The organism is Kribbella italica (assembly GCF_014205135.1).
GTDB classification, from domain to species: Bacteria; Actinomycetota; Actinomycetes; order Propionibacteriales; family Kribbellaceae; genus Kribbella; species Kribbella italica.
In genome coordinates this window covers 2,236,345-2,255,205 of sequence record NZ_JACHMY010000001.1, presented here as the reverse complement: position 1 = coordinate 2,255,205, position 18,861 = coordinate 2,236,345, and the positions used below count along the sequence as shown (strand labels likewise).

The 18,861-nt window shown below is 70.3% G+C and carries 17 protein-coding genes; 9 read left to right on the top strand and 8 right to left on the bottom strand.

Annotated features, from left to right (window positions below; all coding sequences use genetic code 11):
• Positions 1 to 6: 6 nt before the first annotated feature.
• A complete protein-coding gene (locus HDA39_RS10565) occupies positions 7 to 1,332 on the bottom strand; it encodes an ABC transporter substrate-binding protein (protein WP_184795047.1) in 1,326 nt (441 codons plus the stop codon).
• Positions 1,333 to 1,355: 23 nt separating this feature from the next.
• Positions 1,356 to 4,145, bottom strand: coding sequence for a family 78 glycoside hydrolase catalytic domain (locus HDA39_RS10560; protein WP_184795046.1), 2,790 nt, complete (start codon positions 4,143 to 4,145; stop codon positions 1,356 to 1,358).
• Between the two features lie 124 nt (positions 4,146 to 4,269).
• On the opposite strand from HDA39_RS10560, the gene HDA39_RS10555 reads away from it, so the two are divergent.
• Complete coding sequence (locus HDA39_RS10555; protein ID WP_184795045.1) at positions 4,270 to 5,205, top strand: helix-turn-helix transcriptional regulator; 936 nt, start codon at positions 4,270 to 4,272, stop codon at positions 5,203 to 5,205.
• Here HDA39_RS10555 and HDA39_RS10550 read toward each other — a convergent pair.
• Positions 5,124 to 5,747 carry a DUF2867 domain-containing protein gene (locus HDA39_RS10550; RefSeq protein WP_184795044.1) on the bottom strand — a complete coding sequence of 208 codons (624 nt, stop codon included), beginning with the start codon at positions 5,745 to 5,747 and terminating at the stop codon, positions 5,124 to 5,126. The two genes, HDA39_RS10555 and HDA39_RS10550, sit on opposite strands and share 82 nt — an antisense overlap.
• Positions 5,748 to 5,844: 97 nt before the next feature.
• Here HDA39_RS10550 and HDA39_RS10545 point away from each other — a divergent pair, with 97 nt between their 5' ends.
• Positions 5,845 to 6,402, top strand: coding sequence for a TetR/AcrR family transcriptional regulator (locus HDA39_RS10545; RefSeq protein ID WP_184795043.1), 558 nt, complete (start codon positions 5,845 to 5,847; stop codon positions 6,400 to 6,402).
• A gap of 4 nt (positions 6,403 to 6,406) precedes the next feature.
• On the opposite strand, the gene HDA39_RS10540 is transcribed toward HDA39_RS10545, so the two are convergent.
• Both HDA39_RS10540 and HDA39_RS10535 read right to left on the bottom strand, forming a co-directional pair.
• Positions 6,407 to 6,865, bottom strand: coding sequence for a PGPGW domain-containing protein (locus HDA39_RS10540; protein WP_337925700.1), 459 nt, complete (start codon positions 6,863 to 6,865; stop codon positions 6,407 to 6,409).
• Between the two features lie 387 nt (positions 6,866 to 7,252).
• Positions 7,253 to 9,379: a peptidoglycan DD-metalloendopeptidase family protein gene (locus HDA39_RS10535; RefSeq protein ID WP_184795042.1), complete on the bottom strand. Its 2,127-nt coding sequence runs from the start codon at positions 9,377 to 9,379 to the stop codon at positions 7,253 to 7,255.
• 169 nt (positions 9,380 to 9,548) lie between these two features.
• Between HDA39_RS10535 and lpdA the strand changes: the two genes are divergently transcribed.
• The 3 genes from lpdA to HDA39_RS10520 all read left to right on the top strand — a co-directional run bounded on the left by lpdA (position 9,549) and on the right by HDA39_RS10520 (position 12,019).
• Positions 9,549 to 10,946 (top strand): dihydrolipoyl dehydrogenase, encoded by a 1,398-nt coding sequence (gene lpdA, locus HDA39_RS10530; RefSeq protein ID WP_184795041.1) that lies wholly within the window; start codon positions 9,549 to 9,551, stop codon positions 10,944 to 10,946.
• 62 nt (positions 10,947 to 11,008) lie between these two features.
• Positions 11,009 to 11,542, top strand: coding sequence for a P-loop nucleotide/nucleoside kinase family protein (locus HDA39_RS10525; protein ID WP_184795040.1), 534 nt, complete (start codon positions 11,009 to 11,011; stop codon positions 11,540 to 11,542).
• Positions 11,543 to 11,566: 24 nt separating this feature from the next.
• Positions 11,567 to 12,019, top strand: a complete 453-nt coding sequence (locus HDA39_RS10520; RefSeq protein ID WP_184795039.1) for a group II truncated hemoglobin — start codon at positions 11,567 to 11,569, stop codon at positions 12,017 to 12,019.
• Here the strand turns inward: HDA39_RS10520 and HDA39_RS10515 are convergent.
• From HDA39_RS10515 to HDA39_RS10505, 3 genes are all read right to left on the bottom strand, one after another.
• A complete protein-coding gene (locus HDA39_RS10515; RefSeq protein WP_184795038.1) occupies positions 12,009 to 12,284 on the bottom strand; it encodes a YggT family protein in 276 nt (91 codons plus the stop codon). The two genes, HDA39_RS10520 and HDA39_RS10515, sit on opposite strands and share 11 nt — an antisense overlap.
• 96 nt (positions 12,285 to 12,380) lie before the next feature.
• Positions 12,381 to 13,139 (bottom strand): metallophosphoesterase, encoded by a 759-nt coding sequence (locus HDA39_RS10510; RefSeq protein ID WP_184795037.1) that lies wholly within the window; start codon positions 13,137 to 13,139, stop codon positions 12,381 to 12,383.
• A 96-nt stretch (positions 13,140 to 13,235) separates the two neighbouring features.
• Positions 13,236 to 14,741: a PstS family phosphate ABC transporter substrate-binding protein gene (locus tag HDA39_RS10505; protein WP_184795036.1), complete on the bottom strand. Its 1,506-nt coding sequence runs from the start codon at positions 14,739 to 14,741 to the stop codon at positions 13,236 to 13,238.
• Positions 14,742 to 14,861: 120 nt separating this feature from the next.
• On the opposite strand from HDA39_RS10505, the gene HDA39_RS10500 reads away from it, so the two are divergent.
• Genes HDA39_RS10500 through HDA39_RS10485 form a run of 4 tightly spaced genes read left to right on the top strand, consistent with a single transcriptional unit; the run spans position 14,862 to position 18,833 of the window.
• A complete protein-coding gene (locus tag HDA39_RS10500) occupies positions 14,862 to 16,217 on the top strand; it encodes a dihydrolipoyl dehydrogenase family protein (RefSeq protein ID WP_184795035.1) in 1,356 nt (451 codons plus the stop codon).
• A 56-nt stretch (positions 16,218 to 16,273) separates the two neighbouring features.
• The gene (locus HDA39_RS10495) at positions 16,274 to 17,311 is read left to right on the top strand and encodes an energy-coupling factor ABC transporter permease (protein ID WP_184795034.1); all 1,038 of its coding nucleotides are present in this window, start codon (positions 16,274 to 16,276) and stop codon (positions 17,309 to 17,311) included.
• Positions 17,308 to 18,066 (top strand): cobalt ECF transporter T component CbiQ, encoded by a 759-nt coding sequence (gene cbiQ, locus HDA39_RS10490; RefSeq protein WP_184795033.1) that lies wholly within the window; start codon positions 17,308 to 17,310, stop codon positions 18,064 to 18,066. The genes HDA39_RS10495 and cbiQ overlap by 4 nt, the downstream gene beginning before the upstream one ends.
• Complete coding sequence (locus tag HDA39_RS10485; protein WP_184795032.1) at positions 18,063 to 18,833, top strand: ATP-binding cassette domain-containing protein; 771 nt, start codon at positions 18,063 to 18,065, stop codon at positions 18,831 to 18,833. Before cbiQ ends, HDA39_RS10485 begins: the two co-directional genes overlap by 4 nt.
• Positions 18,834 to 18,861 lie beyond the last annotated feature (28 nt).

The following is an 18,861-nucleotide window of genomic DNA, read 5'->3' as shown; positions in this document are numbered from 1 at the left end:
CGGCAATCACCAGCCAGCCAGTCCGAGCTGCTGGGCCTGCTTCTTGACGTCCTCGTCGTACCGGGCGGCGCCGTCCTGCGCCTTGCGGATGCCCGAGCCGACCTCGACGGTGATCTGCTCCAGCGACGGGCCCTTGACCGGCGACAGGAACTCCAGCGCCAGGCTCGATCCGCCCTCCTTGTCCAGGTACGGCTGCATGTCCTTGATCGACTGCGGTACGTCGGCCGGCAGCGTGCACCCCTTGATCGCGTACGGACCGGTCGGTACGCCGGCCTTGGCCAGCGACGCGCACCCGTCCGGGCTGGCGACGAACGCGAGGAACTTCTTCGCCGCGTCCAGCTTCTCGCCGGTGGTGGTGTTCGGGATGTAGACGCCGTTCGGCGTCCACACCGTCAGGCCGTTGGTGCTCGCGTTGTCACCAGGCAACGCGAACAGTCCGACGTCCTTGGCCCCGGCCGGGTAGGTGTCGACCATGTCGTTCACCACGCCGGTCAGGATCGGGTAGTGCGCGCCCTTGCCCTGGGCCAGCATCCGGAGCCCGTCGGGCAGCTTGGCCGAGGCGAAGTCGGTGTTCTGGTACCCGGCGTCGTGCACCTGCTGGGTGTGCTCGAACCCCTTCTTGGCCGCCGCGGAGCTGGCGTACTTGGCCTGGTTCTGCGTGTACTTGTCGGCGAAGTCGGTCTCGGCGGCCGCGACGTTGTGGAAGTCGCCGAGCACGAACAGTTGCGAGGTCCAGGTCTCGCCGTAGGTCTGGATCACCGGCGCGATCCCGGCGGCCTTGATCTTGGCGTTGTTGGCCATGAACTCGGCCCAGGTCTTCGGCACCTTCAGCCCGAGCCGGGTGTAGATCGGGATGTTGTAGAGCACCGCGCCGCCCATGAACCCGCCGGCCGGTGCGCCGTAGACCTGGCCGTCGGCGGTGACGGTCTTCTTGAAGTTCTCGTCGACGTCACCGATGTAGGGCTGGTCGCTGATCGGGACGAGGTTCTTCTGCGGCGCGATCGCCTGGAACAGCGAGCCGGTGTTGTAGCTGAACACGTCGCTCATGTCGCCGGTGGACAGCCGGGTCTTGACGATGTTGTCGCCCTCGGTGCCGCCCGGGCGGCTCTCCAGCTTGACCGTGACGTCCGGGTTCTTCGCGTTGAAGTCCTTGATCAGCTGCTGGGCCTCCTTGACGTCCTGCTCCTGGTTGCCCGCCAGGTAGGTGATGGAGACCGAGCCCGAGCCGCCCGTGTCGTCGCTGGAGCCGAGGCTGCCCGCGCTGCAGGCGGTCAGGGCGAGTGAGCAGGCCGCGACCAAGGCCAGTCCTGAGGTGCGTCGGCGGAATGTCATCATTGACCTCCAGGGGATGTTCATCAGCGGTTGAGCAGACGATCCAGCTCGGCCTGCAACGCCTCGGCCGAGGGTGAGAAGGCCCGCGCCCCGGCGACGCTCGTCAACTGGGTGGCGGGCTGGTCGAGGTAGCGGGTGAGCCGGGCGGCCAGTACGGCGTCGTCGGTGACGACCTCCTTCTCGATGGCGACGGCCACCAGCGAGTCCCAGCTGGCCTCGTGATCCATCAGCTGCCGGATGGTGGCGTCGGCCGGCAGTGGCGGTGCTTCGGCGTACGGGTCGTCGGCGGTCCACTCGTGCGTGCCGTGCCCGACGCTGACCGCGTCAGTTGCCCCCGGCACCCGAACCGTTGCCGTCGACCCGACCGGCACGGTGACACTGAGCCGGAACTGCCCGTCGGCGCGGTTCCACGCGACCGACGCTTCGCCGTACGGCGTGAGGTGCCGCGCGGACGCCTTGGTGAGCCCTGCCGTCGGCAACGGGTCGACGACGATCGTGCGGTACCCCGGATCGCCCGGCGCGAGCCCGGCCACCCGGCGGTGCATCCAGTCGGCGACCGCGCCGAGGGCGTAGTGGTTGAACGACGTCATCTGGCCCGGGTTGATGCTGCCGTCCGGGAGCATGCTGTCCCAGCGTTCCCACACCGTCGTCGCGCCCATGGTCACTGCGTACAGCCAGGACGGGCAGCCTGTCTGCATCAGGAGCCGGTACGCGAGGTCGGAGTGTCCGGTATCGGCCAGCGCGTCGGCGATCAACGGGGTCCCGACGAAACCGGTGCTGATCCGGAAGCCCGAGGCGCGGACCAGGTCGGCGAGCCGCTCGGCGGCACCTTGACGCTGTTCGCCGGTCGGCAGCAGGGCCCACTGCAGCGCCAGCGCGTACGTCGTCGGGGCGTCGCTCAGCACCCGGCCGCCCTCGGTCGTGTACTCCGCCGCGAACGCTCGCCGGACGCCGGCTGCCAATTCGCCGTACTCGCGAGCGAGGTCCGCGTCGCCGACCACCTCGGCCGCCCGGGCCACGACGTCGGCGGACCGGGCCAGGTGCGCGGTCGCGATCACGTCCGGGTCGGCCTTGGCCGCGGCGGCGTTGTCCGGCGGCGCGGTCGGGTCGAGCCAGTCGCCGAACTGGAACCCACCGGACCACAGCAGGTTCTCGCCGGCCAGATCGACCATCCGGTCGACCCAGGCCTTCATGCTCGGCAGCTGGCGGGCGAGCAGAGCCGAGTCGCCGGTCCGCTCGTACACGACCCAGGGCACGATCGTTGCCGCGTCACCCCAGGCCGCCGTCGCCGGACCCGGATCGCGCAGCACGTCCGGGATGACGTACGGCACCGACCCGTCCTTGTGCTGCTCGGCGGCCAGGTCGGCCAGCCAGTTGGTGAGGAACCCGGCGCTGTCGAACAGGAAGCTCGCCGACGGCGAGAACACTTGGATGTCGCCGGTCCAGCCGAGCCGCTCGTCGCGCTGCGGGCAGTCGGTCGGTACGTCGAGGAAGTTGCCGCGCATGCCCCACACGACGTTCTCGTGGAACCGGTCGAGGGTTTCGTTCGACGACTCGAACCAGCCGGTCCGGGTCAGGTCGGAGCCGAGCACGACTGCTTCGATGTCCTCGGCCGCGAGATTGCCGACGCCGGTCACCTCGGCATACCGGAAGCCGTGGAAGGTCAGCTCCGACTCGAGCGTCACCTCGTCGGGCCCGGCCAGCACGTAGGTGTCGGTCGCCTTCGCCGTCCGCAACGGGCGGACGCCGAGCTCGCCCTCGTCCAGCACCTCGGCGTGGCGCAGCACGATCTCGTCGCCGGCCGCGCCGCCGCGGACCGTGAGCCGGACCCGGCCGACGACGTTCTGCCCGAAGTCCACCAGGAGCTTGCCCGCGGGCGAGGTCGTCAGTTCCTTGGCCGGCAACACATCGGTGATCCGGACCGGCGGACCGTCGGGCGCCACCAGGAGCCCGAGATCGGCGTCGAGCACGTCGACCGGAGTCGCTGCGGGGGACGTCAGACGAAGGTCGGTCGACTGGCCGTCGTAGATGTCGTCGGCGGTGATCGCGCTCTCCCGCGCGGTCCACTCGCCGTCCGACCCGACCACCACGACCTCACCGGAGGCGGTCGTCACCTCGAGCTGCGCGAGGACGGCCAGGCGGTCGCCGTACAGGGCTCGCTGGTCCTTGAAGCCGAGCCGGCCGCGGTACCAGCCGTTGCCGAGCAGGAACTCGAGCTGGTTCGCGCCCGACCGGACGAGGTCGGTGACGTCGTAGGTCTGGTAGCGCAGGCGGAACTGGTACGCCGTCCAGCCCGGCGCCAGCTCGTGATCGCCGACGCGCCGGCCGTTGAGGGTCGGCACGTAGGTGCCGTGGGCCGTGGCGTAGAGCCGCGCCTTGACGATGCCGTCCGGTAGCTCGAACTCGCCGTTCAGCAGGGGAGCGGGGGAGTCCTGGCCGCCGATCTCGCGCGGCGTGACGAAGCGCGCGGACCAGTCGTCGGTGCTGAGCAGTCCGGCCTCGACGACGGCCGGGTCGCTCCACTCGCTCCACTCGACGCCGCGCACCCGGACCCGGACGGTCGCCTGCTCGCGCGACGCGAGCGGATCACCGGGCCACGCGACCAGCACCTGATCGGCCGACTCGACGACATGGGTCTGCGGGGCCGCGTCGCCCCGGACGATCTCCAGCTCGTACGCCGTCTGCGCCCAGCCGGCGTCGGCGGACGGGGTCTGCCAGGACAAGCGGGGGGCGGCGGTCCCGATCCCGAGGACCGGGCTGGTGGCGGTGTGGTGGTCGAAGCGAAGGTGTGTCGGTGCGGCGGATCGCGACATGGCACTCCTAGCGGGATGAAACGATTCATTGGGTAGGTCCGATCTTGGGGCCGTCGCCGCGCGGGCGATAGAACGGAGTGCACCGGACCTAGCACAAAACGCACTTTGCCGCCTAGGTTGAGGCATGGAGGATCCGCCGGTCGGTAACAACCGGACGCTGCTGCACTTCGTCGACGGCGCCGTCGCGTACGCCGGGCCGTACGTGCACGCCACCGGCCACCCGGTCCACACGCACAGCTTCTTCGAGGTCGCGGTGATCACCGGCGGCACGGGGTACCACGAAAGCCTGGCCGGGCGGCAGGAACTCGACGTGGGCGACGTGATCCTGCTGCGGCCCGGCGTCTGGCACGCGTACGACGGCTGCGCGGACCTGGAGCTCTACAACTGCTGCTTCTCGGCCGAACTGATCCAGCGCGAGCTGGCCTGGATGCGCGAGGACCCGCTGCTCGGGTTCCTGCTGTGGACCGGGCCGTTCTCGGCGCAGCGCCGCGGCATCCTGACGACGCATCTGGACGGGGTCACCCTGGCCGAGGCGATCGGGCATCTGCGGGGGCTCGGCGAGCTACGACATGAATCGGTTCACCTGCATCGGGGCGACATCGTCGGGCGGCTGTCGCTGTTCCTGAGCTGCCTGGCGCGGGCGGTGGCGGCGACGGGGGTGGTCGGGCGGGAGACGCAGATCCATCCCGCCGTCCTGACGGCGATGCGGATGCTGGAGGCGGCGCCGGCGCACCAGTGGACGCTGACCGAGCTGGCCGACGAGCTGCATCTGGTGCCCGGGTACCTGGTCCGGCTGTTCAAGTCGTCGACCGGGCTGCCGCCGATGGCCTACCTGTCACGGCACCGCGTCGAGCTGGCCGCGGACCTGCTGCTGCACACCGACCACTCGATCAGCCGGATCGCGGAGTCGGTGGGATGGCCGGACCAGAACTACTTCGCGCGGCGCTTCAAGCTGCACTACGGGCTGACGGCCTCGGGCTACCGCGCGCGGTTCACCCACGCGGCGTTCCCGCGGCCGGCGTCCCAGCCGCGGCCGATGGTGCGGAGCAGGTCGGGGTAGACCCACAGATAGCGGAACGGCTTGATCAGCGCCATGTACGCCGTACCGAGTCTGCCGTTGGGTTTGACCAGGACGGCCATCTGGCCGCGGTAGCCGCCGTCGGCGGTGCTGTCGGCGACCCAGCCGAGGTGCAGGACGGCGTGGACGGTGCCGTTGGCGATCTCGGCCGCCCACTCGTCGTCGGTGAGGAACACCGAGGTGAAGGGGACGCCGTCGAGGTCCGGTCCTCGGGGGCCTTCGAGGAGGTCGCTCGGGAGGCGGTCGCGGAGGGTCTGGACGCGAGTGCCGAGGCCGGCCTTGTCGCGGTCCCAGCCGAAGAGGGTGCCGAGCTTCCAGCGCAGTGCCATCAGGAACCGGCCGATCGTCGAGGACATCAGAGCCGGGGCGTCGGGGTCGGCGGTGGTGAAGCGGCTCATCAGGCGGTCGAAGTCGTCGGGTCCGCCGGGGGTGGGCAGGGCCCAGACGTCCTCGAGCTGGAAGTCGGGCGTGATCTCGTGGATGCGCCAGGGGCGGTCGGTGTGGGCGGTGGCGGGAAGTCTCATGGTCTGCGGTCCCTTCTATACGCTGGCGTATACATGCACGATAGACCGATGTGTACGGTGGCGTATAGATCGGGGTCGAGTGAGAGGAACCACAAGGATGGGTGTGACCCGGACGCCGCGCAGCCGGTGGATCGAGGAAGGGCTGCGGATGCTGTCGGCCGGTGGGCCGGAGGCGGTCCGGATCGAGCCGTTGGCGCAGGTGCTCGGCGTGACGAAGGGCGGGTTCTACGGGTTCTTCAAGAACCGGGACGTGCTGCTCGCGGAGATCCTGGACACCTGGGAACGGGAGACCACCGAGGCGCTGATCGACCAGGTCGAGACCGCCGGTGGTGACGGCCGGGCGAAGCTGGACCGGCTGTTCACACTCGTTGCCTCCGGCGACGGCCTGATGACCGGCGCGGCCGCCGACCTGGCGATCCGCGAGTGGGCGCGGCGCGACCAGCAGGTCGCCGTACAGCTCAAGCGGGTCGACAACCGGCGGATGGACTACCTGCGGGCGTTGTTCGGCGAGTTCTGCGCCGACGAGGAGGATGTCGAGGTGCGCAGCCTGTTGGTCTTCTCGCTGCGGATCGGCAGCCCGCTGATCGCTGCTGAGCATCCCGGGCGCAGCCGCAAGGACGTGCTCGAACTCACCAGGCGGTGGCTGCTGCGCTGAGCGCTTACTTCAGCAGCGGAAGCGTGTGCAGGAAGGACTCCCACGAGTCCGGCAGCCAGCCCGGTACGCCGAGCACGGCCATGTAGAGCCAGATGGCCACGAGCACGCAGACGAAGAGCGCCACTGTGCCGAGTGCCTTCAGCCAGGCCGGCTGCTTCCCGGTCCAGGTCGTGAGCTCCTTGACCCACACCTTCACCCGGTAGAGCAGCCGCTGGGCCCACTCGAACTCGCTGGCCAGCACGGCCAGACCCGCGATGAACAAGGGGATCCCGCCCGGCCCGGGCAACCACCCGGTCAACGGCGCGGCGATGATCAAGATGCCACCCACCACGCCCACGCCGATCCGGTAGATCAGGTGCTTGCGCGGGTTCGCACGGATCTTCCGCCGCCACTCCCACCGATCGTCCTGGGCGTCCAGCGTGATGTTGTCGTCCGTGCGGTCCGGACTGGTCTGCTCGGCCACGTTCCAAATGTACGTCCTGAACAGGCCCTTTCCAGGGATCTGTGACCCCTGACTCTGCCCTGAATTCGCCCCTGGCCAGCGCTGTTCACCCGCTGCTCAGCTCCCCGTCACACAGGGCCAGAATCCCCGGCCGCCCCCACGGACGCCCACCCGCCGCGCTTGCCGTCCGCCGTCGCAGCGTGTCCCGCCCACCCCGTGCAGGCCGTCCCAACCGGCAACGCGATGCCGTCACACGTCCCCGACGCGACTCACCTCGTGCCCGGTGCATCTGGTGAGGTGACCGGCCAAATGCACAACAGTGAGTGGCGGGGTAGGGGCGGGCGGTCCGGTCGTTGGGGTGCCGGTGGTGGTGCTGCGAGCCTCAGGCGATGGTGGTGCTGGCGTTCCTTACGCGTTGGTGGAGTTGCCGTACTCCCAGTGCCAGGGCTCTTCGCGGTTGCGGCCTTGTTTGGCCCAGTCGGGGTGGATCCAGCCGAAGCTAGGGGCGTTCTGGAGCATCCACTGGTGTTGTGTGGTGCCGAAGCGTTCGATGCCGCCGCAGAGGTCGACGGCCAGGCCCCAGCCGTGGTTCGACGTGCCGGGGAGGGCCGCCAGGGACGGTTTGCGGCCGTACAGGGAGACCTGGGAGCTGTACGAGCGGTAGGAGTCGGTGATGCACAGCGTGGTGCCGAAGCGCTTCTGGTACGCCGACGCCAGGCCCAGGTACGCCGTAGCGGCGTCGCAGCGCAGCGAGTGGGCGCTGGTGATGTCGCACAGCTTGCTCGTGGGGATCATGCCGTTGCTGTAGCCGCCCCAGCCGCCGCTGGTCCCGCCGGTGGCCAGGAACGGCATCGGGTTGACGGCGTCGCCGCCGAGGCGGACCTCGAAGTGCAGGTGCGCGCCGGTCGAGTTGCCTTCGGTGCCCACGGCACCGATCCGCTGACCGGCCTGCACCCGCGTGCCGTCCGGTACGTCGATCGAGCTCAGGTGCGCGTACAGCGTCTCGAGCCCGTTGCCGTGGTCGATGCGGACCAGGTTCCCCGCCCAGGCCGGGTGCTCGACGCGGACCGTGCCCGCGGTGACCGCGCGGACCGGCGTACCGATCGTGGCGGGGAAGTCCTGCCCGGTGTGGATCCCGCTGGCCCACAGCGAACCGGGCTGGCCGAACGGCGTACCGATCTCGTACGTGCCGTCCGCCAGCGGCCAGGTCCACGCCCCGGTCCCCACCTCGTACGAGGTCGGCGTGTTCCCGCAGCGGAAGCCGTTGGCCTGCGACGTCGTCGCCGGCGCGGTCTGTGCCTTGGCGGGCTTGCCGAGCGTCGGCCGGAGCGCGGAGAACAGGCTCTCCGGCACGGTCGTGACGACCACCGACCCCTTGGCCTCGTCCGCGGCGATCATCTCGCCGTCGCCCAGCGCGATCCCGATGTGGTAGAGCCCGACCGACCGGCTGCCCATCACCAGCACGTCCCCCGGCTGCGTCGCGGCGGCCGGGACGGTCTGGTAGTCGCGGTAGACGTTGCCGATCGGACTCGGCAGCGTCGCGTACGGCGACCAACTGGCCCGCGCGGCGCCGAGGCAGCCGTACTTGTCCGGGCCGGTGCCGGAGACGCCGTACGGCTTGCCGAGGATCGCGAACGCCTGGTTGACCGCCCGGATCGTCTCGGCGGGCAGGACCTTGACCGTACGACCGGCGGCGGTGTGCGCAGCAGCGCCTGCGACGGCCTTCCCGGCGACGGTGAGCGGCTTGAGACCGGCCGGCAGCTTGGCCGGGTTCCGCAGTACGGCCGCGGCCGGCGGCTTCACGCCGGCAGCGGTCAGCTCGGCGAGGTAGGTCTGCCAGCGGGACTTGGCCTGCTGGTTCCGGCTGATCTGGAGCTGGTCGGACAGCTGAGTCGCGCCGGCCAGATCGGCGAGCTGGCCCTCCATGGTCATGGAGGCGTTCGCGGCCTTCTGCTGCAGCTCCTGGCTGAGCTGCTGGGCCTTGGCCGAGGCGTCGTCGGCCGCCTTGCGCTTGGTCTTTGCGTCGTTGTCCGCCGTACCGGCCGCGTTCTCCGCGGCGCCGGCCGCGTTGTACTGGGCGACCTGGGTGCTGCCGAGCTGCTTGATCGCGGCCTGCCGGTCGGCGATCTCCTGCAGGTTCTCCGCGATCGGGGCCAGCGACCAGAGCATCGACTCGGTGCCGATCACGGTCGGGATGCCGAGCTGGTACGCCTGGGCGGTCAGCAGGCCGAGCTTGCGGCGCTCGACCTCGGAGCTGGAGCGCTTGGTCGCGGCGTACGCCTCGGCGCGCTTCGCGGCGGTCTCGGTGGTCTGAGCGGCCTTCAGCGCGTTCGTGTAGGCGATCGTCGCCTTGGCGACCTCGGCCTGGACGGCGGCCGCCTCGGCCCGGAGCTGCTCCAGCGACCGGTTGACGTCGGTCACCGAGGCCGGCGGCGGGGGAGTCGGGTCGTCGGCGTACGCGGAGTAGGCGGGCACGGCGAAGACGGCCAGCAGCGTTCCGAGCGCGGCGAACCGCAACCCACGCCTCTTGTCCATCAAGCCCCCATCGACCGTCCGCCTCACGCGCGCACGGGAGTAGACGGCCCCCGTGCGCCCACAGCCTAGGCGTGCGGCGGGTTAGGCGAAACCCCAGCTCACCGATCGTGACCACCGCCACCGGGGCCCACGGCGGGATCCGCTGGTGCGAGGCACTAAAGTTCACCGTATGGCCTCGCACTTTGACGTTGTTGTCCTCGGCGCCGGCCCGGGTGGGTACGTCGCGGCGATCCGCGCCGCTCAGCTCGGGCTCAAGACCGCCATCATCGAGAAGAAGTACTGGGGCGGTGTCTGCCTGAACGTCGGCTGCATTCCCTCCAAGGCGCTGCTGCGCAACGCCGAGCTGGCGCACATCTTCCGCAAGGAGGCGAAGACCTTCGGCATCAGCGGCGAGGTGACCTTCGACTTCCCGACGGCGGTCCAGCGCAGCCGCAAGGTGGCCGACGGTCGCGTCAAGGGCGTGCACTTCCTGATGAAGAAGAACGACATCAAGGAGTTCGACGGCTGGGGCTCGTTCGTCGACGCGAACACGCTCGACGTCTCGCTGAACGACGGCAGCTCCGAGACCGTCACCTTCGACCACTGCATCATCGCCACCGGTGCCACCACCAAGCTGCTGCCGGGCACCCAGCTGAGCGAGCGCGTCGTCACGTACGAGGAGCAGATCCTCACCGAGGAGCTGCCGGGCAGCATCGTGATCGCCGGCGCCGGCGCGATCGGCGTCGAGTTCGCCTACGTGCTGGCCAACTACGGCGTGAAGGTGACCATCGTCGAGTTCCTCGACCGGATGGTCCCGCTGGAGGACATCGACGTCTCCAAGGAGCTCGCCAAGGCGTACAAGAAGCTCGGCGTCGACGTACTCACCAGCACCCGGGTCGACTCGATCGACGACTCCGGCGACAAGGTCAAGGTGACCGTCACCGGCAAGGACGGCAACCAGCAGGTGCTGGAGGCCGACAAGGTGATGCAGGCGATCGGCTTCCAGCCGCGCGTCGACGGCTACGGCCTGGACAAGATCGGCGTCGAGCTGACCGAGCGTGGCGCGATCAAGGCCGACGGCGTCCTGCGCACCAACGTGCCGAACATCTTCGCCATCGGTGACGTGAACGCCAAGCTGATGCTGGCCCACGCGGCCGAGGCGCAGGGCGTGATCGCGGCCGAGACGATCGCCGGGGTCGAGACGATGGAGCTCGACCACGTGATGATCCCCCGGGCGACGTTCTGCCAGCCGCAGATCGCCAGCTTCGGCTGGACCGAGGAGCAGGCCCGGCTGGAGGGCTTCGACGTCAAGGTCGCCAAGTTCCCCTTCACCGCCAACGGCAAGGCGCACGGCCTGGGCGACCCGGCCGGGTTCGTCAAGGTGATCAGCGACGCCAAGTACGGCGAACTGCTCGGCGCCCACCTGATCGGCCCCGAGGTCACCGAGCTGCTGCCCGAGCTGACCCTGGCCCAGAAGTGGGACCTGACCACCAAGGAGCTGGCCCGCAACGTGCACGCCCACCCGACGCTGAGCGAGGCGCTGCAGGAGGCCTTCCACGGTCTCGAAGGCCACATGATCAACTTCTGATCCTGCGGTACGCCGAAGGCCCCGGGGCTTCCGCGCTCCGGGGTCTTTCTGTTGGGAGTCGCATGTCCGAACAGCCGATCGTTTACCTGATCGTCGGCTTGCCCGGCGCGGGCAAGACCACGCGCGCGAAGGAGCTGGAGGTCAGCGAGTCGGCGCTGCGGCTGACACCCGACGAGTGGCAGATCGCGCTCTTCGGCGACGAGAACCCGCCGGACCTGCGGGACCTGGTGGAAGGCAAGCTGATCGAGGTCGGCCTGCGCGTTGCGGCGCTGGGCACCGACGTGGTCCTCGACTTCGGGTTCTGGGGCAAGGACGAACGCTCGGCGTTGCGCTGGATCGCCGGGACCGTGGGCGCGCGGAGCCAGGTCGTGTACCTGCCGATCGATCACGAGGAGCAGCGGCGGCGGGTCACCGATCGGTTCGCGACGACGCCCGGTGAGACGTTCCGGATGAGCGACGAGGAGCTCGCCGACTGGCGGGCGCTGTTCGAGGAGCCGGATGAGCCGGAGCTGCGGGGCGCGGAGATCCCGCCCGTCCCGGCCGGGTTCGCGACGTGGTCGGAGTGGGCCTCGAAGCGCTGGCCGTCGTACCGGTGACCTCGCTTGTGGCACGCTCGGGAGATGCAGAGTGTGTACGAGGCGGTGGGCGGGGACGACGGGCTCCGGCGACTGGCGCACGCCTGGCACGAACGGGTGCTGGCGGACGAGGTGGTCAGTCACGCGTTCAGCCACGGTTTTCATCCCGAGCACACCGAACGGCTCGCGGCGTACTGGGCCGAGGCACTCGGCGGTCCGGCGACGTACTCGGAGGTGTACGGGGACGAGAGTCTCGTCGTCCGGATGCACAGCGGGAACGGGCCGCACGAGGAGATGGACCGCCGCGCGATCGCCTGCTTCGACCAGGCGCTGACGGACCTCGGCCTGACCGACGACGACCGGGTCAGGTCGGTCTTGTACGACTACTTCGCCTGGGCCACGACCGTGTCGATGGCCCAGTACACAGGCTCGGCCGACGACGTACCGGCCGGGCTTCCGATTCCCCGCTGGTCCTGGGACGGACTCGTCACAGACTGAAGGCCACCGACCGCAGGATCAGCGCCGCCACGAACACGACGGTGAACGCCAGGTCGATCCCGATCCCGCCGGCCCGCAGCGGCGGCAACTTCCGCCGTACGGGCGCGATCACCGGCTCGGTCCAGGCATGCGTCAACTCGCGGGCCTTCGCGGTCCGCGACGGCCCGGAGGCCAGTTGGCCCGTCCAGTCCAGCACCATGCGCACGATCAGTACCAGGATGAACAGGGTCAGGGCGTACCCCAACAGGGTTCCGATCAGGCTCATGAGGTTCCTCCGTTAGAACGTGGTGCCAGTATCAACGCGCGAACCGTCCCGGAGATGTCCGCGCCGCCAACTTCTTAGCGGACCTTCAGGCTTGGATCACGCGAGGTGGACGAACTTGGTGAGGAGTGGGGTGTCGGGGTGGTGGACGTGGAGCGCCAGGCCGGGTGGGGTGGTGAGGTCGACGAGGCTGCCGGTGGGGGTCGGTGGCTCGAAACTGAGCGGCACGGTGGATCTGATGCCGGGGGCAAGGAGTAGCGGGAGGCCGGCGTACGTCGTACTGATGCCGTTGTGCAGGTGGCCGGCGAGCAGCGCGGTGACCGGGTGGCGGCGGAGGACGGCGGCGAACTGGCCTGGTTCGCGGAGGAGCCACTGGTCCATCGTGGGGTGCTGGAGGCCGACCGGCGGGTGGTGGAAGGCGATGAACACCGGGCCGTCGTAGGGCTCGGCGAGCGCTGCGTCGAGCCAGTCGAGGGAGTCGGCGCTGAGCAGGCCGTGGTCCTCGCCGGGGACGGTCGTGTCGAGCAGCACGAAACGCGCGCTGGCGACGTCGCGCAACTGGTGGACGGGATCCTCGCCACCGCCCACCGGTTCGACGTACGCCGTGAGGCCGGTGCGGAAGGCAGGCCGTACGTCGTGGTTGCCGGGAAGGACGAGGACCGGCAGGTCGCTGAAGGCGGTCAGCTCGGCGGCGACCTCGGCGTACTCGGTGCCGTGGTCGGCGAGATCGCCGGTCACCAGGACGACGTCGACCGGCCGGCTGAAGGCCAGCAGGTACGACGTGACGCGGCGCAGGCGTTCGCGCGCCTCGGTCGTCCCGTCCAGGTGGGGATCACTCAGGTGGGCGATCACGGTCACGGCGGCCTCCTCGGGTAGGCCAGCAGGTTATCCCTGCCGGCCCTCGAGAGGCCGCCGAATCGCCACCTCCGGCGAGGCCGGGCTGCGGCCGCCGCGCTAGCCGCAGAAGTCGCCCGGGAGGTCGCCGCAGGGGACCAGCCCGTCGCGGGCCATCATCGGCTTGGCCTGGTCTGAGGTGAGGTAGTCGAGGAACGCGTCCTGGAGCGAGTCCGGCTTCGGCGGGGCGGCCGTGTAGGCGTGCTCGACCTCCCAGAACCGGTAGGTCCGGTCGGTCACCCTCTCCGTCGCGGGCACCACGCCGTCGATCGCGACCGGCGTCAGCGTCGGGTACTTGCGGGATCCGCCGAGCTCGGCGTACCCGATCGCGCCGTCGATGTCGGCGACCCGGCTGAGCAGCTCCTCCGTCGTACCGACCTCGCAGCGCTGCTGCTTGGCGGTCGCGTCGTCCTTGGTCCGGCAGTCGTCCGACGTGATGCCGAGCTCCTGATCCCCGGCCAGCACCTTCTCGCGGAACGTCCGCCGCGACCCGGAGTCCGGTCCGACCCGGCTCACCATCCGGATCGGCAGATCGCGCCCGCCGAGCTGTTTCCAGTTGGTCAGCCGGCCCGCGTAGATGTCGCGCAGCTGGTTGGTGGTCAGCGCGCTCACGTCGGTCGTCCGGTTCACGACGACCGCGAAGACGACGACCGCGATCGGCCGGCTCTGCAGCTCGGCGGCCTCCTCGGCCGGGCCGTCGGACAGCGCGATCAGCTTCTCCGCCGCGGGCGCGTCCTTCTTGCCGGTGTCGGCGAGCAACCGCGTCCCGCTGCGACTCCCGGTCGCCGCGATCGTGATGTCGGCCTGCGTGCACTCGGCGACGTACGCGCTGCGCACCTCCTTGACCGTCGGCTCCACCGCTGTCGACCCGACGATGCGCAGCTGCCCGGCCGCGCAGTTGTCCGGCGGCTGCAGTACGTCGACCAGGAACAGCGCGACGAGCGCGCCCACGAGCACGAGCGACAGCGCGCCGAAGATCAGCGTCCGCCGGCCCGGTCCGCGCGGCCGCGGCTCGTGGTAGACGCCGCCGCCCGCCGAGCCGCCGGCGAGGTAGCCCGAGTGGGTGACGCCGTCGCCGCGACCGCTCAGCACGAGCAGGAACTTGAAGCTGTCGCCGCGGTTGATCGCCATCCGCGGGATCACCAGCCGGCTCGTGTCGACGAACTTCTCCGAGTCGAGCTGGCGCTGCAGCATCTCGCCGAGCGCCTCGGGCTTGGCCTCGGTCACCTCCAGACCGACGATGGTCCGGTCCGGGAAGGCGAACGACACCTTCTCGTGCATGTGGTGCGGCTCGATGTCCATCCCGCCGGCGTTGTCCACGCGCAGCAGCACGACACTCGGTTCCTCGACCACGTCGCCAAGGTGGCGGACCTCGACGTCGACCATGTGCGAGCTCGGGAACACCCCGATCGGGGCGTCCACCTGGACCCGGTAGACGAGTCGTTTGCGGCGCAGGAAGTACCGGTCCACCGTCCAGGCGGTCGCCGTACTGATCAATGCGATCGCGGCGATCACGGTCTCGAGATTGATGTCCCCGAGACCGGAGAAATCCACTGCCAGTCCCATTCCCCCTCCAGAGCCCGAGGTTACGCAGCGCGGGTGAACGGTTGCTGACGCTGCGGTAACCGTTTGCGCCGTCGGCCCGGACGCTTGGCCGGAAGGCGGGCGTCTGCGAGATTTGGCCGCATGGCTGAACAGGTGGACGTCGTCGTGATCGGGCTCGGCGTGGGTGGCGAGGAGACGGCCGGGCGACTGGCCCAGGCCGGCCTCGATGTGGTCGGGATCGACCCGCGGCTGGTCGGCGGCGAGTGCCCGTACTGGGGGTGCATCCCGAGCAAGATGATGATCCGGGCCGCGAACCTGGTCGCCGAGACGCGACGGGTCGACGGGATGGCCGGCCGGGCGACCGTCGAGCCGGACTGGGCGCCGGTCGCGCGCCGGATCCGCGACGAGGCCACCGACAACTGGAACGACCAGGTCGCGGTCGACCGGCTGGTCGGCAAGGGCGTCACGTTCCTGCGGGAGCGCGCGACCATCACCGCGCCTGGCACAGTGCAGGCCGGCGACCGGACGTTCGAGGCGTCGAAGGGGATCGTGGTCGCGACCGGGACGGTACCGGTGGTGCCGCCGATCGAAGGGCTGGCCGGTACGCCGTTCTGGACCAACCACGAGGCGATCGAGGCCGACACGCTGCCGGCCTCGATCATCGTCCTCGGCGGGGGCGCGATCGGGCTCGAGCTCGCGCAGGTGTTCGCGCGGTTCGGGGTCGCGGTGACCGTGGTCGAGGCGGCCGATCGGGTGCTGGTGCTCGAGGAGCCGGAGTCGAGCGCGCTGGCGCAGGAGGTGCTCGAGCGGGACGGGATCACCTTCCGGACCGGCGTACGGGCTGAGGCGGTGTCGTACGACGACGGCTTCACCGTCCGGCTCGGCGACGGCTCCGCGGTCACCGGCGAGAAGTTGCTGGTGGCAACGGGTCGGCGGACCGACGTCCGCGGGCTCGGGCTGGACGCGGTCGGCGTCGACCCGTCGGCGCGGTTCGTGGCCGTGGACGAACAGCTTCGGGCCGCGAGCAACGTCTGGGCGGTCGGCGACGTCACCGGGATCGGCGCCTTCACGCACAACGCGATGTACCAGGCGAACGTCGCCGTGCTCGACATCCTCGGTGCCGACGGCGCTCCGCGGGCGCGCTACCACGCGATGCCCCGGGTCACCTTCACCGATCCGGAGATCGGCGCGGTCGGGCTGACCGAGCAGCAGGCGCGCGACCAGGGCCTCGACGTCCGGACCGCGATCACGCAGATCCCGGACTCGACCCGGGGGTGGATCCACAAGGCCGGCAACGAGGGGTTCGTGAAGGTCGTGATGGACGCTTCGCGCGGAGTGCTGGTCGGCGCGACCAGCGCCGGGCCGGTCGGGGGCGAGGTGCTGAGCGGGCTCGCGGTCGCCGTGCACGCCGCCGTACCGGTGAAGGAGCTGCAGCAGATGATCTTCGCGTACCCGACCTTCCACCGGGCGTACGGCGAGGCCTTGAAGAACCTCTGACGAACGCCGGGCTCAGCTTGTTGCGATCGGGTCGCAACTGGATCAACAATGCAGGTATGCATGTACCTGACGGATTCTTCGACGCACCGACCTCGATCGCGACCGGACTGATCGCGGCCGGTGCCGTCGGCATCAGCCTCCAGCGCGCCAGCCGCGAGATCCGGGAGACCGGACCGGCGCTGGCCGGGCTGACGGCGGCCTTCGTGTTCGCCGTCCAGATGGTCAACTTCCCGGTCGGCGCGGGGACGAGCGGGCACCTGCTCGGCGGCGCGCTGGCCGCCGCGCTGGTCGGGCCGTGGACCGCGGTGCTGGTGATGTCCACGGTGCTGCTGGTGCAGGGACTGCTGTTCGCCGACGGCGGCCTGACCGCGCTCGGCACGAACATCACGCTGATGGGCCTGATCACGGTCCTCGTCGGGTACTTCGTCACCCGCGCGCTGCTGCAGGTCCTGCCGAAGCGCGTCGGCAGCGTCGTACCGGCGGCCACTGTCGGCGCCTTGGTCTCGGTGCCGGTCGCCGCACTCTGCTTCACCGGCCTGTACGCCGTGGGCGGCGCGGTCGACATCCCGCTCGGCAAGCTCGCGACGGCGATGGTCGGCTGGCACGTTCTCGTCGGGCTCGGGGAGGCGGTGATCACCGCGGCCGTGCTGAGCGCGGTCGTCGCGACCCGGCCGGATCTGGTCTACGCCGCCCGGCACCTGCAGGCCGATCTCGTGCTGGTGGACGCCGACGGGAACTCGTCGACGGTCTCGCCGGACCGGCCGGTCGCGGCGCGTCCGCCCGGGCGTTCGCTGGGCGTCGGGGTCGCGGTGACGCTGCTCGTCGCCGGCGTGGTGAGTTTGTTCGCGAGCGCGCATCCGGACGGGCTGGAGTTCGTCGGGGCCAAGCTCGGGTTCGAGAGCGCGGCGAAGGACTCGGCGGTCGCGGGGAGCCCGCTGGCCGACTACGGGGTGAGCGGGATCGGCAACAGCCACGTCTCGGGGGCGCTGGCCGGCATCATCGGCGTCCTGGTGACGATCGTGGTCGGATTGCTGATCGCGAAGCTCGCCTCGCTGCGCTCGGCGCGCGCCAACGCCGACACGACCGTGTCGTGAGTGCGGACGGCCTCTTGGTGCCGACCGGGAGCCTGGTCCACCGGCTGCCGGCGCAGGTGAAGATCGTCGCGCTGCTGCTGTTCGTGCTCGCGGTGGTGTCGACGCCGGCGGCGATCTTCTGGGCGTTCGGGCTGTACGCCGTACTGATCGTCGGGTGCGTGCTGCTGGCTCAGTTGCCTGCGGCAACGGTGTTGCGGCGGCTGGCGGTGGAGACGCCGTTCATCGTGTTCGCGCTGCTGCTGCCGTTCGTGGCGACCGGGCCGCGGGTCGACGTACTGGGAGTGTCGCTGTCGTCGTCCGGGGTGCTGGGCGCGTGGAACGTGCTGGCGAAGGGGACGCTCGGGGTGATTGCGGCGATCGTGCTCTCGGCGTCGACCGGGCCTCGGGAGCTGCTCGCCGGGCTCGAGCGGCTGCGGTTGCCGTCGACGTTGGTGGCGATCCTGTCGTTCATGGTTCGGTACCTGAGCGTGGTGTCGGACGATCTGCACCGGATGCGGATCGCGCGCGAGTCCCGTGGGTACGCCGGGGGGCGCGTCGGGCATCTGAAGGCGGTCGCCGGGGGAGTGGGGGCGCTGTTCGTCCGCAGCTTCGAGCGGGGCGAGCGGGTGCACCTGGCGATGCAGTCGCGGGGATACACCGGGCGGATGCCGCTGCTGTCGGTGAGCGGTGCCGATCGTGGTCAGTGGCTGACCGGGCTGACGGTGTCCCTGGCGGCGATCGCCGTCGCGGTGACGGCTAGGGTGGTCGGCTTGTGAGCAGTCCTTCGATCCGCGTCGAGCGTCTGGTGTTCGCCTACCCCGACGGCCGGCAGGCGCTGTTCGGCGTCGACTTCACCATCGAACGCGGCGAGCGCGTCGCCCTGCTCGGCCCGAACGGCGCCGGCAAGACCACGCTGGTCCTGCACCTCAACGGCATCCTCGGCTCCGTCGCCGGCGGCACCGGCAGCGGCCGCGTCCAGATCGGCGGCAGCGACCTCCACCGCGAGCACTTGCCCGAAGTACGCCGGAAGGTCGGGCTGGTCTTCCAGGACCCCGACGACCAGCTCTTCATGCCCACCGTCCGCGACGACGTCGCCTTCGGCCCCGCCAACCTGGGCCTCCGCGGCGCCGACCTCGACGAGCGGGTCCAGGAAGCGCTGGTCCAGGTCGGCATGCAGGACCACGCCGACGTCGCTCCCCATCACCTCTCCTACGGCCAGCGCCGCCGGGTCGCGGTCGCCACCGTCCTCGCCATGCGCCCCGAGGTCCTGGTCCTCGACGAGCCGTCCAGCAACCTCGACCCAGCCAGCCGCCGCGAACTCGCCGACATCCTCTCCGCACTGGACGTCACGCTGCTGATGATCACCCACGACCTCCCGTACGCCCTCCAGCTGTGCGAACGCAGCCTCCTGATGGACAACGGCCGCATCGCCGCCGACGGCAAAACCCGCGACCTGCTGGCCGACCCGTCCCTGATGTCAGCCCACCGCCTGGAACTCCCGTACGGCTTCAATCCTTTGTCGGTCCCGGGTCCAGAAAACTGAGTGTCGATCTGGTCGACCTCCATCCGAC